This window comes from Psychrobacter sp. T6-6, from assembly GCF_052258185.1.
Taxonomy (GTDB): domain Bacteria; phylum Pseudomonadota; class Gammaproteobacteria; order Pseudomonadales; family Moraxellaceae; genus Psychrobacter.
In genome coordinates this window covers 565,418-580,765 of sequence record NZ_JBQQEX010000001.1, presented here as the reverse complement: position 1 = coordinate 580,765, position 15,348 = coordinate 565,418, and the positions used below count along the sequence as shown (strand labels likewise).

Sequence of the window (15,348 nt, the reverse complement as noted above, 5' to 3'; positions counted from 1 at the left end):
TGACCTCACATTAATGATTTGTGTCGCACAATGATGGTGGCTCGCTCTTGCCAGACGTTACCGTATATCTCACGTCGTGACCGACGGCGGTACGGGTGATGTAAGACCAAATGATCCGCGATGACTGGCTCTGATTGCTCAGAGACTAGCTGTCCATCATCACCGAGATAGATAAGCGCGTGATTGACATGAGCAGTTGGCTGTACTCGGCACAGAATTACATCATGGCGCTGCAACTCGCTGACTTGGACAAAGCCCTGCGATTTAAAGTTATCGATGTACAAGTCTTGGCTGCTCGAATCTTCCCACCAGCGGTCCGTGCGCTCAAAGTTATCGAGCTTAATATTCAGCTCGCGCGTATAGTAATCGCGTACAATGCTATAGCAATCAAGCACACCGTGGATATATTCGCGATTGATAAGCGGGGCGATGTACTCAGTAGGCTGGTGGACTTTTATATCAATGTCAGGGTAGCTTGCGATAACCCACGGTAGCCCATGATTAGGCATTTGCAGTCTGTCAAACGTGCTGGGCTTGGTACTGCCATCTGGGTGGCTATGGACGATTGCCTCAATCTTACCAATAGATTCAGCGCGGACCACATCATGTGGATTGATAATAAACTCGCTGTCGCTATCCGCTATATTTTGGCATTCGATATATTCACGGTTGACGATGACACCGCAGGACTCACTGGGATAGCAAGCGGCTGCATGATTGAATATCGCTGCGCGTGTGTCTTTTAATATATACATATCAGTCCTTGTCAGCGCCCTAGTAGTGATGCTGCGGGGAATCCACCAAATGACAGCGGCTCATGCTCACCAAATCTCAGTTTACAATCCGTTAAGCAGCCACCGCATTTATCCAACGCAGGATTATCAGTAGGTGTACCGTCTGCTGTAAATATTGCGGTACCCGTATAACCACAGGATTCACCGCGATACTTACCTTTGACTGCCCAATCACAGTATTTTGTAATGGTACGGCTAGGGATTTGCTTACGCTGTGCGGTGAGAGGTGTTGATAGTTCAAACGCCACTGAGCTGTCTTGATCACTAAGCGATTCGTGGGTTTTTTGATTGACAGTCCAGTACTGGTCTGTGTACTGCTGCGCGTCCGCAGTTGGATTGCCTGCACTAAAGTTCTCAGCGTCTATATGCTTAGCAAGTACGTGTATTACACGGAGCTGTGCACCGACAAAGTCACTATAAAATGCGCATAACGCAGTCACAGCGCCATTGATACCGTCAATATTATTGCCCATGACAAGGCTAGGGGTGGAAGGTGTACCGTCACCGCGTATCTCAAGACCATCAGTCTGTATGCTGACTGGTGTATAGGTTTGACCCTGCCAGATGATGTCACGATGAATGACGGTCTCTGTGCCAGTATTAGTTACTTGGTAACTGCTGTCTGCAAACTCGGCTTTGTTTGCAAACTTAAATAGATATCGCCAGTCCTCAAACGAGATGTGACCATGCCACCGCATTATGCCAGCACCGAGGCTTGTCGCATCAAGTTCGTAAAGCGTGACAAGCCCTGTGACACTTAGTTTCTGTAAGTCTGATTCGAGCATGATTACACCTCTTTTTCTAGTGCCGTGACCTTAGCCTCTAATGCGCTAATCAACTTGCCTTGCTTGACGTTTGTGGCGTGCAAAAAGGCGACAATAGCGTTTAGGTTGATACCCTCGGCTTGTCGCTCGTCAAGGGGCTGCTCAGTGACGTTTCCTTCAGCGTCGGTCACAGTTTCTGTCTCACGCCAAAGCGCAAACGCAGGGTCATATGCGCCCAGAGCTTCAGCACTAAAAGAGTAGTAATGATATTCAGGATTATCAGCATCAGCAGTTGAGCGATAGACAATCGGTGCAAGCTGCATAGCATTAGCATAAGACACATCATCAAGCTCTAGATCAGCGATGATGTCCTTATAACGCTCAGATGATGTTGAGCGCTGCAACTCACCAGTTGCTATGACGACAACATTAGCACCTGCGGCTGTTGTAATCTTATAATTTCTTGGATTCGTACCGCCATTGAGCCATTTCGACCATGTTGAACTAGAAAAAGAGCGAGTCATTATTACTGCGGTATTATAACCATATGCAATCTGAATTTTATTGCTTAAGTATGTCGCAATAGTGCTGATAATCCAAAACTGCTCACCTGCGTCGGGAGGTGGAGCGTTTGTTGCCGATGCGCTAAATAAGCCGATAACACCGCTATCGATACTATTTATATTTGCGGAAACATCTGTAAGCTGCTGTATTTTTCGGAAAGCAGCTTTAAATGTGTCTTTAGACGAAGGGATTTGCTCGTCTTCTGTACCTACCAACCGACTCGCAGCATGGGTCTGATTGTTAAAATTATCTTTAACTTTAGTCCACATCACAAACTCATTATCACCTGTGTTGCCGTTACCCGTTCCGGGGTTTGGAATTTGAATAGCCATAAATATCTCCTAAACACTCATAAATTGCTCAAAATTGAGTGTGATTTGCCAAAAGTTGCCTTTGCGCTGAGGCGTTGATGCGCCGGCACACGTGTATTGTTTTGTATTACCATGCGGGTCTGTCCATAGGAAAGGTTTGACGCCTGCATGTTCATCAAGAAATGCTTCGATTGGTTTGATGACCGTCTCCAAGTCTCCAGTCTTGGTGCCTGACCAGTTTTTGACTTTATTATTGATGCCAGATGACGTGCGCTGAACGTAGCCATCTCCGAACTGTGTACGGTTCACTCGGTATTGGGTATCAAGCGCTGCGCCCATGTCCATTTGCCAGTTAAATGTTTTGATTGCCATATCATTGCCCACTAAAAAGCCCACGATTAAGTGGGCTTATGGTTAATTTGAAGTAGTTTATAATGTTGGCAGTAGCTGTACGTTGCTGCCCATATCTGATCCAATGCGATACTTTTTTGGTTCGCCTTGTTTTAGCGTGACATCGATGGCATCGCGCACACCGCCGCACATATTACCCGTTTGGATAGAGAAGATATGGCGACCAGCGGGTATAAATAACGATACCGACTGAGATGCACGTAGTTTTGCAACCTGATTGTCATCGACGCGCACATTAATACCGCACGCTGATCCAATAATACCACCATCACGAGTAATGGTGACGGGTACAGACCCTGTCGTTGGTGCACTATACAAGCTAGGTGTAACGGTCGTTGGGTTGACTGCGGGCTTAGTCGAGCAGGCGCTGAGCGTGACGACAGCAGCCACTGCAAATAAAGTCTTAATCATGATGTCCTCAATATTAGAAAAATATCATAATACCGACTTTTGTTGCTAGCGTCTAACGCTTTGCGTACTGCCTGTCTAACATGCCATTGGGCCGCATCATTTTGGTGACTTCACTACTTACGACTGCTGCCAGTCCTTGTCCGATTTGTTTGCCATACTGACTGTCAGACTGTACAGATGATTTGCCATCCATAGTTACCGTCACACTAACATTGACATTGGGTGTGTTGGACCGACGCTCATATGTGCCGTTACTCATTGCTTCAAGCTCTGGACGATAGCGGCGTGTGGTAGTCGCATCACTGACATGCTCGCGACCATGAACGAATCCAACAATTTGATTTTCTGGTGCGTTACCAGTGTACCCACCCGTTTGATACCCTGGTAGATCCAAAGTCATTGCTGATGCAGCACTGATGATGTTACCAAACTCAGCAGCAATAGTTGCAGCGCTTGCAAATTTTTGGCTCAGGGTGACACCCTCCGCCATTGCATCACCCCATGCTTTGTACATGTTAATACCAGCGGACGCCATCGCAAATGATTGCTGAGCGGCAAAGCTGATTCTGTAAAATGTATTCTGCTCACCAAGTATTGTCTTAAACGAACTTGCCATATTACCCGCAACAGCTGCGGCGCTAGTGATAGTCAGCTGAGTGGCTGCGGTCTCAAACGCTAGACGCGAATCATACTTAGCCTTTTCAGCTTGTTTTACAGCAATGACTTCATTATCTAAAGCGTCTTGGATCTTATCCAATCGACTTTGATACTGCTGGGCTAATGCGTAGTTCTGACTCGTGCCATTCATTTCAGCTTGCAGTGCACCAAAGCTGTCACGGCTGCTTTTCTGCATCTGGTTAGTATCGTATATCTGAGCACCGGCCATTGCATTACGCAGATCAGATTTTTGACCATCATCAATATCAGTTCGGGCATCAAGCATACGTCGTTGATTAGCATAATCTTGACGTAAAGCAGCAAGCTCTGACTGACCGACGTTAGTTAACTGACGTAACTCACTCTCAAACGCATAGCGACGCTCATCAAGTGCCAATTGCTCAGCTTGATTGAGTGCGTCAATCTTTGCCTTGCGCAGCTGCTCATCCATGTTGATGGTTAGTTGGATTTCGCGGCGTTCAAGCGCGTACTGATTGCGTATGCGTTCAGCATCTGTTTGCTCAGCTTGCTGGGCATATTGCATCTCGCGGTCATGCGTCAAATCAAGCTGGTTAAGTTCGTATTGGGCCTTTTGTTTGATTAGATTTAGCGCTTGATTGCGCGCGTCCTCTGTCATCTCAGCATCACGAACGACTTGTGCTGCTCGATACATGGCATTTTGAGCGATCATGTCACGTTCAGAACGGGCAAAGTCACCAAAAGACGCGAGTTTCTTGGCTTGCGTATCTTCGTAATTTGCGATGTCAATGGCGGCGCGTTGCTCAGCGTCTTTAACAAAAGCGATGCGCTCGTCTTCATTAAAGCCACTTGCGTTGATTTTCTCGATTTTCTTAGCAAGTTGCATCTCAATACGAACAACTTCATTCGCATACTCAAGACGGATGGCTTCGCGCTGGTTGGCTTGCTGCTCAGCTATGCGCGCTTGTTCGGCAGCGGCTTGTTCTGCGATACGCGCAGCTTGAGCGCTTTCACGTTCTAGCAACTGATTGGCTTGCGCCTGTGCTTGGGAGTAGGGGTTTTTGCTACCGCCGCTTGCGCCGCCTTTGATGTTTTTAGATGCTGCGGTCTGGTGTAAAAGGTTCATTTTTACACCATCGGCGAAGGTTACCGTCGTTACATACCCGCCGCCGTTGCCGTCATACCACGCTTTTACGTCTTTGACAGGTACTTTGGTCGTGATGCTATCGCCAATTTCGCTATCATAATCGATGCCGTAATGGGGTTTTACTTTACCGCTTACAGGATGTACGCGATTGAGATTAAAATCGCTTGTTTTTCTTAGGCTGCCAAGTGATTTGCCGTTGACTTCAAATCGATTGATATGATCTTGAGTGGGTTTGGAGCCACGTCGTGCATCACCGCTGGCGTAGCGTATATCAATGTGTGACCCTGTACCAATACCACTATTGCCTGCAATGCCCACCAGTCGTGCTTGAGCAGCAGCTTGTTTTTCAGTGGCTTTAGTGGACTTTTCTAACGCCTTAGCTGATGCTTCAGCAGCTTCTTGCTGGGCTTGATACTGCTGACCGGTCATGCTGAGCGTGCGATTGAGTTCAGCCTGGCGCTCGTTTAGGTCAATCACTGAGTTTATGGTCTGGCTTGCTGTGCCAGTGCCTAGCTTGTCGATACGGTCTAATTGATCAGCAGATTGTAGCCATAGTTTGGATATATCCGCTGGGACTTGTGCAAAGATTTGCGCGGCAGATTGATTGTTGTCTAAGAAGTTTTGACCCATCTGGAAAAATGCAAAAGGGCTGTCCCAATCTACGCCATTGCCGAGTTGCCCAACACCAGCAGCGAATCCACCAAGGGCCGTACCGATACTTTCAAATACAGTGACAACGCCAACACCGATTTTTGAGACAGATTTTAGACCATTACCAAGGTTTTCACCTGCCAATCTAGCAGTGTCTGCGGCGTGTGCAGTGCCTACCAATTCACCAGCAGCGTCACTGAGTACGGGTATGAATCCAGCGACAAACTGTGTCTTGGCGCCATCGACAGATAGCTCTAGCAGATCAGTGGTCGCTTGTAACTCTTTGGTTGCGCGAATGGTTTTTTCATCCATCACAGCGCCTGCATTGGCAGCAGCGCTTGCCCAGACGTCGAACCCTGCTCCGCCATCAGCAAGCAGTGGTATCAACATTGTTGCGTCACTGGCCATGGCTTCCATATAAAAGGTCATTTCGTTTTGACCGATATTGGCGCGCTCTAGGCTGTCGTAGTATAACTGTAATGCTTGAGGGCCTGATAGCTCTCGGAACTGCTCAGCAGTGACACCGATTTGTGGAGCAATGTTTTCAAAAAAGTCGGCCATACCACCACCGCCAGTCGATAGGAAATCACCTATCTTGTCTGACGTGTCTTGAAATATAGCGCCTAGGGCATCTTGTTCGATACCCATTTTTTTAGTGCCAACGGTATAGCGTTGTATTTCTTTGATAGATGAATTGGCGACATTGGCGGTGGCTTGTAGCTCGTTAGCTAGTACTACTTGCTCTACTACCAGCGCAGTGGTGGCTGCTGCGGCTGCGCCAATAGAGGCACTGACAGCAGGACCCATTTTATTCGCGTATTCGCGCATATCACTGAATGCTATTTTAGTCTGCGATCGTGCATCAGCGATGGATTGAGTATAACTGGCAGAGTTGGCAGCCAAAATAATCTCAAGACGGGATAAGACTGCCATAGTTTTCTCCACTTATTTTATAATTTATTTATTTGGACTTCTGGGTAGCGGCGGTGGTGGACGATTACGTTTTTCAAACCTATCAAGAGAAATGCGCATTTCATCAAGACTTATTCGATCTTTGTTTCTCATTGGGGCTGTAATAATGCGGTAAACAACCACACCCACAGTTAAGCCACTCATGAAAGCTATAGTTAAAATAGTAGTGAAGCTTAGATAAATATTCATAGTTAAATCCCAGACAATAAAAAGCCCTATCATTTCTGACAGGGCTTTTTTTGGAGTTTCAAATCATTGAGCAGTGGGTTGATAATAAAAAGCCCATTACTTAATGAGCTTTTGATATTTAAAAATCTAAATTCAAATATACGTAATAACCGTAAGGGGGTGCAGTGCATTGGCACCACTGGTTGTTTTCTATGAGGTTATTTATCCATACTTGCGCCCAGTTAAGCTGCTGCATGGGTAGTTTCTTCTTAGGCGAATATTTCATTGACTATTTACACATGGATTGCATAAGCTTATAGGAAAAGCCGTCTGGATTGAGAGTATGAACTGGTGCCATAACGCTAGGTATGCTTTCTTCATTAATGACTCTCTCATTTTTATCATACTCAATAGAATGGCTGATACCTTGCTTCTTAATATCACAATCAAAAACATATAAAGATTTAAAGCTTTTAACGCGATTTCTTGGTTCATGATATACAGCTTTGAGCCAAATCAACTTATTCCCAAGCTCGTCTTTAGAAATAGACTGCGGCATAGCATACAAACTGCCAGCTTCATTTTCATTCAATTTTACCCAATCACTAGATTCAGCTATAGATATAGTGCTGGTAGCCAATAATGCAGTAATCATTAATATATGCTTAATTCCCATACCCAACCCTTATAGATAACTTGAAAAAACTTACTATAACCTATCAGCAAAGGTTGGGCAATTATTCAGCAATATCAAACATTGCTGCCATCTGAGCAGTTTCACGTTCTAATTTAGCGATTTGTGCCGACCGTTCTCGACGTTCTATCTCATCGGGTGGGAGTGGATCAGGGTCAAATGCCAGTATTTCTGATAGATTCCCTTTGAACCCGCAAGCTGCGGCCTCTAATCTGGCTGTCTGCACGTCGCTACGATAGCCACCCCAAGGGTCAAATCTGTAGTAAGCCATCCACTCAACGAGCTCATCGTTTGACAGAGTCGCTGACAATTCAGCGACTGTTTTGCCAAGCTGCAAAGCAAGTTTAAACAGGAAGCGTCGATTGGGACGGCTTAAGAGTTTTTTGCGGCAGCCTCAATTTTTTCAGGACCGATATTGTTAAGCTCGTTGTATTTCTGATGCACCGGTACCGTGATATATGCTGGCCATTTGCTAATTTCTGGAATCTGTTCGTCAGTAAATAAGCGTTCGCCTTTATCATCTACGACCGCATAAGCAAACGTTACAGCGCGCTGTGGGTATTGCTTAAGTTCGCTATCAGAGTAGTATGCTTTTTTTTCGAACTCTTCACGTTCGGCGACCGTATGAATTTTGACATTGATATCGCCATCCAGATGCGGGTGGGGCATAGTGATATAGCCAGACGGTAGCTCTGCGACACTGGCAGAGATGAGAGCCGCGGTTAGTTGCTTTGACATGTTTTTATCCTAAAATGTTCAGTGGGTAGGGAGAGTGAAGCCAACAGTGCTGTCAGCTTCATTTATCGATGCTTATACGGTGGTTGCGATGATATTTGAGACGGTCAGTGTGCCTTGCATGCGCAGTTTTTTCTCTTTATCGGTCATCTCTTTCCATTTCATAAGCTGTCCGGTAAAAGCTTTCGTGCGCATGAGTTTGACAAACTCGTACTCAAAATCTGCATAACTGTTGCTTTCCCACATCTCATCAAGCTTTTGGTGAGTAGGGTCGGTTGGGTCATAGACGATTTCAAAATCAATCTGTGAGTTTTTCTTAAAATCTACAACGACTTCGACCTCTTCTTGGTCGTCAGTTGCGGTGATCGTATCGCTGGTCTTCTCAGCGGTTGGCGGCGCACACTCTTGCAAGAGTGAAATCTTGGTGAATGTAGTGCCGGTACCATCTAAGTCGATATTCAATCGATAGAAGCTATCAACGATGTCTTCTTTGGCCATAACGGTATTCCTTTTGTTTGATTAAAATATAGTGCCCCAGATACGGATATCAGTAGTCTGGCGGTACAGGTTGGGGTCAGGGAATGGGCCACGGCCACCAAAAGCCGCGCCTTCTATCTCATCGCTTATTTTCTTTAGTGCCAGCTTCATAGTGTCGTCGGCTTCACCATAAGTAGGTGCGTACACGTCGATTTGGATAGGCACACGCTCGTGTCCAGTGTGCCCCTCGTTGGTGGTCACATCGATAGAAGTTATTGGTGTATAAATAATATAAGGCTTGCCCTTTACTGTTTCGGCGGCGGCTTCTGGGACTTTCAATGGGTAAACGCGGCCGTCGACCAAAGGGTTTAGTACTGATCTGATGAGTTTGGATGCGTCCATGTTTGTCGCTCATATCATTAGTCTTGAGTCAGTTTATCGATGCGTTTGGTCAGCTCTTCGCTGAATAATTTGATAGCGAGCTCGACGTTCTGTTCAAAAGCGGGTCGTAGATAGGGAGTCGCTGCCATTTTGCTGGTGCCGTATTCTTTAAAATGCCAATAGAATGGATAAGGGTTTTTGCGGGATTTCTTAATCTTGACGGTGACTGACGGCATATCTGCATTTTTAATGCGCTGTCGCCCAATTGCTTTTATCAAATCGCCTTCATCTTTGGGTGCGCGTTTCTTGGCATCTTTCATGATTGGCAGTGCACCTTTCATCAAAGCGCCTTCGAGCGTCTTTTTCTGCGCGATTAGGGTCAATTCTGCCAAAGCGTCATCTAGCTCACTGAGCCCGAGCACTTCAAACTCAACGTTCATTAAATCATCAGACATTAGACACCTTACATATAATGATCTTCTTATTGTCAGTAGGGACGGGCATTACCGTAATGACATCAAAGATTTGGCTATCATTCAGATTTTCTATTTTGTCGGTCTGGTTAATATCCGTCTGTAAATCCACATGTAATTTGGCAGTGATCGTCATGCCCTCTGTATGCGCTTGGATAACAGCATTTGCAGATAGTGGCAGCCATTCACAAAAGGTTTGACTGACTTGAGCAAAGGTGGAGATCACAGCGCCATAGTCGTCTTGAGTGGTAGTCGCTCTTAATATTCCGATGGGTGTATCAAGTTTGCCTCGGCTGACTTTTGCCATGTCACACTCCCATCTTGCGATATTTATTCAGCAATCTATCGAGCGCGTGGTTCATGTGCAGCTGCTCATTTTGCTGCGCCTCGCGGTTTTGGTACAAATCACCAATGACAAGAAGCGCGGCGTGACGTAATGATTCAGATAACTGGCCAGATGGTGTCAAACAGATATCCTCGGTCAGCTCTCGGTCCAGCTCATCAGCGATTAATTGAAATGATGTAGGGATAAGCCCCGCAATATACGTATCATCTATCTCATGTGTGACGCGCAGGTGCGATTTGGCTTGTTCAAGCGTGATAGATGCAGTGATCATAGATGATGCCTATATTGAGTTAGGATAAAAAAGACCGCTGGTAGACGCGCCACCAGCAGCTAGGAGAAACGTTTTAACTAATAATTATCTAATCTTACGGTCCGACGTTAACTAGGTCGCCTGTCACAGCAGCATCAGGCATGACAACACCGAATGCAGCGCGCATCTCAGCGCGAATAGTTACTAAGTTTTTACGGAAGTTGTCACCATCTTCAGTAGATAGCTCAACAGTAGCGTCTTGGCGAATATAGCCTTCAGTTGCCATCGTGATATTGCCTGACCAGAATTTACCAGCTGGCATAGCTGGTGATTGCATAACTTTGAGACCCCAAAGGATCGGCTGTACCGCAGAGCCTGGCGAACCAAAGATATAATGACCGTCGTCGCCTTTGACCTGTTCGATGGCCGCCCAGTCTTCTGGGTTTAGAATGACGGTCTCAGGTGGCAAAAAGTTAGCGTAAGCTTTTGCTTTAGCAGTACTGATAGTATCGATAGCGTTGTCATTGGCGACAATAGTCAAGCTATTACCAGCTTTCATCAAGCCTTTGAAGCTTTTGGTATCGCCGTTGATGACCAAATATTCAAGTTTTAAGCGCAAGCCGTAAGACATACGACCTTCGATATACGCAGCCAGTGCAGGAGCATCGGCTAGCACTTGGTTACTGACACGTATCCAATGCGCGATAACGTCAATTTCTAATGAATCAGGACCAAACGCAAGCGTTGATTCAGGCTTTAATTCGCCCTCAGCGACGATATCTGCCATAAAATCAACAGCGCTTTCGCGGACATAAGGGATAAGCGGTACAGTAGTTGGTATCCAATTAATCATATTAACGATGGTCAGCGGGTTTTCAGTAGCCCCGACCATTTTTGAATCGTTGATATCACCTGCGGTATTGATACTACCTAGCATTACTGTGTTACGGGTTGAGACGCCATCAATTTGCACTTTACCGCGTGACTGCTTGATTGCCTTAATCTCTTGCGATAAGCCTTCATTGCGAGAGAGTAGGCCACCGATGCTATTGGCATCAAGCTCACCGTCTTGGACACCGCGTACCATCTTTTGTTCGAACTCTTCAAAGCGGGCTGACAAATCATTAACGCTTTCAGCTGATTTTTGGAGTTCAGCGATAGCATCGCGCGTTTCAGGATCGTCTTTGTTTTCATCCAGTATTTTTTGCTTTTTTTCAATCAGATCATCGAGTGTGGCCAAGCGAGTTCTAAGCTGACCAGCGAGTTTTTCATATTCATCTTTAGACGTGCCGCTAGCATCACGGGTCATAACACCCATGCCAGACATAGCACCAGCGATTGCAGCAGTTTTAAAATCACGCATAATATTTTCCTTTAGGCAAAAAAATAGCTACCGATTGGTAGCATTGTTTAGGGTTTGATTGAGGTTGAGAAGATGGATTACTTGTCTAAAAATGCAAAGGGATCATCGTCTTTGCTAGTATCATCAGCGCTGGTGCCCATGATGCTGTCGAGTTTGGTAATAAAGTGGCGTGCGTCGGCTTGATCAAGTCCTAGCTTGGTCAGCATGTCGCATGCGTCGCGCTCATCAGCTAAGTTATTAATTGTTTCTGCTTGGCGGTTGATGCGAGCACTGCGGTCACTTGGCTCATCAACGACACTGATTTCAAATAAATCTGCGCGTTTGATTAAGAGGTGCCCGTCTTGCTCCTCACGATCCATTTCAGTAGGGTTATAAAAGCAAATAGATAAGCCATCAACAGTAAGGTGGCGCATCATTGCGGCGACGGCAGCAGCCAACGGTAATCCTTGAGTGAGTTCGCCTTTGACACGTAAGCCGATATCATCCTCTTCAAACTCTACCCATCGACCAACACGCATGGCTGCATTGGTATCAAACATGTTGCGCCAACCGTGGTTGTAGTACATATGCACGGTTTTTTCGCTGTTGTTGACAGCGCTGATCATATCAGCGAAGGCACCACGGGCGAATTTTTCGCCATGTAAGTTGATGCTATCCCACTTAACCGCGTAGCCTTCAAATGTATAAGTAGCAACGCCGTCTTTGTCAGGTTCAGCAAACCGTATCTTTGTATCGATGATGGGCATACGGCGCGTACTAACAGATTGCAGCAGCTCACTGCGGCCATCGCGACAGTGCAGCGTTTGCAGTGAGTGTTTATTCATTGCTGGTATCCTTAGTTTGGTCTAGTGAAGATTGTTTAGCGACAACATTAAGAGGCGCAAAGCCCAGCTGCATATAGAGTTCGTCGCCACCTTCTTGTGGCTTCCAGCCTTCAGCACGGCGTATCTCGTTGGGCGTCCGCTGACCAGATGTAATCTCGGTGTTATACATCTCGACACGCTCTTTTCGACTTGATCGCAAAATAGCATCAGCGTCAATTTCAAACTGGTATTTTTCCCAGTCTTTACGCGGTATTAGTGTGGTCAACATTGATAATTCAAGGCGCTCAAGGTAGGGTCGCAAGTTGAATTTATGAAACGCTTCAATGATTGCTGAGATGCCGCTGCCCCAGTTGCTAGACTGCGTACTGTCGTTAATCAAAATACTAGGCACACCGAACATACGCGCAATCTCTTCTAAGCTAAATCTGCGTGTGGCCAACAATTCAATGTCACTAGGCGTCAAACTAATGGCTTCAAACTTCATATCAAGTGGTAACACTGGCATAAAGGTTTCATCACCACTGGTTAGTTCGCCCATTTCATCGCGAAGTGTTTGGCGTTGTTTTGCATCAGGGCTGCCTTTGGTCATTAGTACGCCAGTTGGCTTAGCCCCATTACGCATGAGTGAGGTTACTTTGTCGTCTGAGGCATCTGCCACAGCAACGGCTTTGGCAGCATGTTGCAGCGGAGATAGTCCTTTTACGCCGTTACCGAATAGCTTGACATGCCAAATATCAGACTCTTTAAAATCACGGCTGAAAGCTGATGTGATCTGGTGCCGGTAAGTGAGAACGTCATCTTTCAAGATGACCGTCATATTCGATGAGTTGATAATATCTAGACTAAGAATGCGAGTGTTTTTATCTCCTACGCGTGTAATTCTGACGTAGGCGTTGCCGTCACTGACCAAGTTGAGCATCAGTTGTTCCATAAACTCAATGCGGTTTTGCCGTTTGTTGGGTTTATATCTCAGCAGTTTCATAACGTCATGATCTGCTTTGGCGTCTAAATACCCATCCTTGTCTTTGCTATATAAATCAATAGGCATACTAGCAATGGTTTCAGCGAGCAGTCTGATTGATGCAAAGACCGCTGTAACGGTCATGGCTGTATCAAAGGTGACTGGCTTAGCGGTTTTTGTGACAGTGCGAGTAGTGTTTTGATTGCCGTCCACGGGGTCACGCGGCGCGTAACCAAACCATGCGGCGACGGTTTGTATGAGTGCCATGTTATCCCCTGAAGCTTACAAAATCGGTTAAGTAGTCAGATAGTTGTGTCTCAAAATCTTGGCTTGGCAAGTCGCCAGTTTCGTCGTAGTACTGAGCACGGTTGGTGGCAATGATTGCAGCCACCGCACCGTCGATTTTACTGGCGTCTGATTCCTTGCGAGGGAATATGTTATCGTTTGCGTCTTTTTTGACAGTGACGTTGCCCATACACCATCGTAAGATTGGATTGCCATCGTGGTGCACACGCTTTGACGTTAAGAGAGCCTGTAAATGCTTCATAGGTTCGCTAAGGTAAGCAACGCGCTGCGGCACCTCAACCATGTTGATGCCTTGTTCATTAAGCCGCATTGCTAAATACGTGGCATTAAAAGGGTCATAGCCCGTTTCTTGCATATCATAATTTGCTGCGTCATCAACAATGTCGCGCTCAATGCGCTCAAAGTCTGTGATATTTCCATCAGTGACAGTTAACCACCCTTGGCGTTCCCATTCGATAAATCGTTTTTGATTTGGATTGTTAGGGTTGTCAAGCTGTGCACGGTTGATATAAAAATTTGCAAACAAGTAATAATATGATTCGCCGTCTATCTTTTTGACAAATAACTTAACGCGCGATGCTAAATCAACTTTGGATGCCAGATCAAGACCACCAAAACATGGGTAGTTTTTAAACTGTTCGGTTTTCAATGTTTTGTCGGTAGCATCGTCCCAGTCTTGCATGTTGAGCCAACCGCTGCGAGCAGCAACCCAAACGCATAAATGCTTGGTTAAAAAGTCAGCTTGAGCATCAGGACTAACAGCAGCGCGTTGGTATTCAGCTTCGAGCGCGGCTTTATAAACCGAAACACCGTAGTTTGGGTTTGCTTTGCGCCAACTCTTTGGGTCGCGCCAATCATCAGCATCGTCAATCGTGTAGATAATGCCAAAGTAACGGTCATGTGATTCAAGACCAGATAAAACCTTGGCGACCAAAGTGCGTTGCTCGTAGCAAACACCATCTAAGATAAACCCAGCTGTGGTGATTGCGAATAGCAAGGGCTGCTCACGAGCACCCATGCCTGTTGCCATGACTTCGTACGTGTCGTTTGATTTATGCGCATGCAGTTCGTCAATGATAGCGCCTTGCACGTTCAGACCGTCCAAGTTGCCCCCGTAATCACGACTGACGGCTTTGAATGTTGATGTGGTGGCAATAGAGCTGACAGCGTGTGCAGTCACTTCTATGCGCATAGCCTTTTGCATATCAGGACGTTTTCGCACCATACTTTGTGCGGTTTCAAATACAATGCGTGCCTGGTCACGAGTGGTGGCCGCCGAATAAACTTCCGCGCCCATCTCCCCATCAGCAAAGCATAGGTATAAGCCGATACCAGCAGCCAATGTTGATTTAGCATTTTTACGAGGTACTTCGACGTACGCATAGCGATAGCGCCGTTTACCATCGAAATCGACCCAACCAAATAAGTTGGCGATAATAAATATTTGCCAAGGCTCAAGCAGTATTAATTCACGCTTGTTTGCCAGCTCGCCCTTAACGTGTGGCAGTAGCTCTATAAAACGACAAGCTTTTGCAGCAAGCTGACTGTTAAATTCAAACTCAAACCCTGATTCATTGTCAGCGCGCTTGAGGTCTGTCAGGTGGCGTTGGCATGCTTGGCGTACATAGACGCACGCATCGATAGTGCCATCGACTACATCTGTTGCGTATTGCGTCGCGATATTAGCGTAGGCAATAGCATCTGACATA

19 protein-coding genes are annotated in these 15,348 nt (G+C 46.1%); all 19 read right to left on the bottom strand.

The features are described from left to right. Window positions 1–5: 5 nt before the first annotated feature. The gene (locus tag ACTXGL_RS02500) at window positions 6–755 is read right to left on the bottom strand and encodes a C40 family peptidase (RefSeq protein ID WP_443524629.1); all 750 of its coding nucleotides are present in this window, start codon (window positions 753–755) and stop codon (window positions 6–8) included. 11 nt (window positions 756–766) lie between these two features. Continuing rightward, complete coding sequence (locus ACTXGL_RS02495) at window positions 767–1,579, bottom strand: phage minor tail protein L (protein ID WP_443524628.1); 813 nt, start codon at window positions 1,577–1,579, stop codon at window positions 767–769. Between the two features lie 2 nt (window positions 1,580–1,581). After that, complete coding sequence (locus ACTXGL_RS02490; RefSeq protein ID WP_443524626.1) at window positions 1,582–2,454, bottom strand: pyocin knob domain-containing protein; 873 nt, start codon at window positions 2,452–2,454, stop codon at window positions 1,582–1,584. Window positions 2,455–2,463: 9 nt separating this feature from the next. Beyond that, entirely contained in the window at window positions 2,464–2,805 is a 342-nt protein-coding gene (locus ACTXGL_RS02485) for a phage tail protein (protein ID WP_443524625.1), read from the bottom strand. Window positions 2,806–2,862: 57 nt separating this feature from the next. Continuing rightward, a complete protein-coding gene (locus ACTXGL_RS02480; RefSeq protein WP_443524624.1) occupies window positions 2,863–3,255 on the bottom strand; it encodes a hypothetical protein in 393 nt (130 codons plus the stop codon). Window positions 3,256–3,307: 52 nt separating this feature from the next. Then, entirely contained in the window at window positions 3,308–6,622 is a 3,315-nt protein-coding gene (locus ACTXGL_RS02475) for a M23 family metallopeptidase (RefSeq protein ID WP_443524622.1), read from the bottom strand. Window positions 6,623–6,646: 24 nt separating this feature from the next. After that, the gene (locus ACTXGL_RS02470) at window positions 6,647–6,850 is read right to left on the bottom strand and encodes a hypothetical protein (protein ID WP_443524621.1); all 204 of its coding nucleotides are present in this window, start codon (window positions 6,848–6,850) and stop codon (window positions 6,647–6,649) included. A gap of 268 nt (window positions 6,851–7,118) precedes the next feature. Then, window positions 7,119–7,505: a surface-adhesin E family protein gene (locus ACTXGL_RS02465; protein WP_443524619.1), complete on the bottom strand. Its 387-nt coding sequence runs from the start codon at window positions 7,503–7,505 to the stop codon at window positions 7,119–7,121. 61 nt (window positions 7,506–7,566) lie between these two features. Next, window positions 7,567–7,833, bottom strand: a complete 267-nt coding sequence (locus tag ACTXGL_RS02460) for a phage tail assembly protein T (RefSeq protein ID WP_443524618.1) — start codon at window positions 7,831–7,833, stop codon at window positions 7,567–7,569. Window positions 7,834–7,895: 62 nt separating this feature from the next. Further along, window positions 7,896–8,261, bottom strand: a complete 366-nt coding sequence (locus ACTXGL_RS02455) for a hypothetical protein (RefSeq protein WP_443524616.1) — start codon at window positions 8,259–8,261, stop codon at window positions 7,896–7,898. Between the two features lie 72 nt (window positions 8,262–8,333). Then, window positions 8,334–8,756, bottom strand: coding sequence for a hypothetical protein (locus ACTXGL_RS02450; RefSeq protein WP_443524614.1), 423 nt, complete (start codon window positions 8,754–8,756; stop codon window positions 8,334–8,336). Window positions 8,757–8,777: 21 nt separating this feature from the next. Next, a complete protein-coding gene (gene gp17, locus ACTXGL_RS02445) occupies window positions 8,778–9,137 on the bottom strand; it encodes a tail completion protein gp17 (protein WP_443524612.1) in 360 nt (119 codons plus the stop codon). Between the two features lie 17 nt (window positions 9,138–9,154). Continuing rightward, entirely contained in the window at window positions 9,155–9,571 is a 417-nt protein-coding gene (locus ACTXGL_RS02440) for an HK97-gp10 family putative phage morphogenesis protein (protein WP_443524610.1), read from the bottom strand. Then, window positions 9,564–9,896, bottom strand: coding sequence for a phage head closure protein (locus ACTXGL_RS02435; protein WP_443524608.1), 333 nt, complete (start codon window positions 9,894–9,896; stop codon window positions 9,564–9,566). The genes ACTXGL_RS02440 and ACTXGL_RS02435 overlap by 8 nt, the downstream gene beginning before the upstream one ends. Before the next feature lies 1 nt (window position 9,897). Next, entirely contained in the window at window positions 9,898–10,206 is a 309-nt protein-coding gene (locus ACTXGL_RS02430) for a head-tail connector protein (protein WP_443524607.1), read from the bottom strand. A gap of 94 nt (window positions 10,207–10,300) precedes the next feature. Continuing rightward, window positions 10,301–11,548, bottom strand: coding sequence for a phage major capsid protein (locus ACTXGL_RS02425; RefSeq protein ID WP_443524606.1), 1,248 nt, complete (start codon window positions 11,546–11,548; stop codon window positions 10,301–10,303). Window positions 11,549–11,625: 77 nt separating this feature from the next. Continuing rightward, window positions 11,626–12,372 (bottom strand): HK97 family phage prohead protease, encoded by a 747-nt coding sequence (locus ACTXGL_RS02420; RefSeq protein WP_443524604.1) that lies wholly within the window; start codon window positions 12,370–12,372, stop codon window positions 11,626–11,628. Further along, complete coding sequence (locus ACTXGL_RS02415) at window positions 12,365–13,600, bottom strand: phage portal protein (protein ID WP_443524603.1); 1,236 nt, start codon at window positions 13,598–13,600, stop codon at window positions 12,365–12,367. The genes ACTXGL_RS02420 and ACTXGL_RS02415 overlap by 8 nt, the downstream gene beginning before the upstream one ends. A 1-nt stretch (window position 13,601) precedes the next feature. Next, on the bottom strand, window positions 13,602–15,347 hold the full coding sequence (locus ACTXGL_RS02410; protein ID WP_443524601.1) for a terminase large subunit: 1,746 nt from the start codon (window positions 15,345–15,347) through the stop codon (window positions 13,602–13,604). Window position 15,348 lies beyond the last annotated feature (1 nt).

Bases quoted from the DNA above. Each gene is read 5' to 3' on its own strand.
- ACTXGL_RS02500 (WP_443524629.1), bottom strand. From the start codon at position 755: ATGTATATATTAAAAGACACACGCGCAGCGATATTCAATCATGCAGCC.
- ACTXGL_RS02495 (WP_443524628.1), bottom strand. From the start codon at position 1,579: ATGCTCGAATCAGACTTACAGAAACTAAGTGTCACAGGGCTTGTCACG.
- ACTXGL_RS02490 (WP_443524626.1), bottom strand. From the start codon at position 2,454: ATGGCTATTCAAATTCCAAACCCCGGAACGGGTAACGGCAACACAGGT.
- ACTXGL_RS02485 (WP_443524625.1), bottom strand. From the start codon at position 2,805: ATGGCAATCAAAACATTTAACTGGCAAATGGACATGGGCGCAGCGCTT.
- ACTXGL_RS02480 (WP_443524624.1), bottom strand. From the start codon at position 3,255: ATGATTAAGACTTTATTTGCAGTGGCTGCTGTCGTCACGCTCAGCGCC.
- ACTXGL_RS02475 (WP_443524622.1), bottom strand. From the start codon at position 6,622: ATGGCAGTCTTATCCCGTCTTGAGATTATTTTGGCTGCCAACTCTGCC.
- ACTXGL_RS02470 (WP_443524621.1), bottom strand. From the start codon at position 6,850: ATGAATATTTATCTAAGCTTCACTACTATTTTAACTATAGCTTTCATG.
- ACTXGL_RS02465 (WP_443524619.1), bottom strand. From the start codon at position 7,505: ATGGGAATTAAGCATATATTAATGATTACTGCATTATTGGCTACCAGC.
- ACTXGL_RS02455 (WP_443524616.1), bottom strand. From the start codon at position 8,261: ATGTCAAAGCAACTAACCGCGGCTCTCATCTCTGCCAGTGTCGCAGAG.
- ACTXGL_RS02450 (WP_443524614.1), bottom strand. From the start codon at position 8,756: ATGGCCAAAGAAGACATCGTTGATAGCTTCTATCGATTGAATATCGAC.
- gp17 (WP_443524612.1), bottom strand. From the start codon at position 9,137: ATGGACGCATCCAAACTCATCAGATCAGTACTAAACCCTTTGGTCGAC.
- ACTXGL_RS02440 (WP_443524610.1), bottom strand. From the start codon at position 9,571: ATGTCTGATGATTTAATGAACGTTGAGTTTGAAGTGCTCGGGCTCAGT.
- ACTXGL_RS02435 (WP_443524608.1), bottom strand. From the start codon at position 9,896: ATGGCAAAAGTCAGCCGAGGCAAACTTGATACACCCATCGGAATATTA.
- ACTXGL_RS02430 (WP_443524607.1), bottom strand. From the start codon at position 10,206: ATGATCACTGCATCTATCACGCTTGAACAAGCCAAATCGCACCTGCGC.
- ACTXGL_RS02425 (WP_443524606.1), bottom strand. From the start codon at position 11,548: ATGCGTGATTTTAAAACTGCTGCAATCGCTGGTGCTATGTCTGGCATG.
- ACTXGL_RS02420 (WP_443524604.1), bottom strand. From the start codon at position 12,372: ATGAATAAACACTCACTGCAAACGCTGCACTGTCGCGATGGCCGCAGT.
- ACTXGL_RS02415 (WP_443524603.1), bottom strand. From the start codon at position 13,600: ATGGCACTCATACAAACCGTCGCCGCATGGTTTGGTTACGCGCCGCGT.
- ACTXGL_RS02410 (WP_443524601.1), bottom strand. From the start codon at position 15,347: ATGTCAGATGCTATTGCCTACGCTAATATCGCGACGCAATACGCAACA.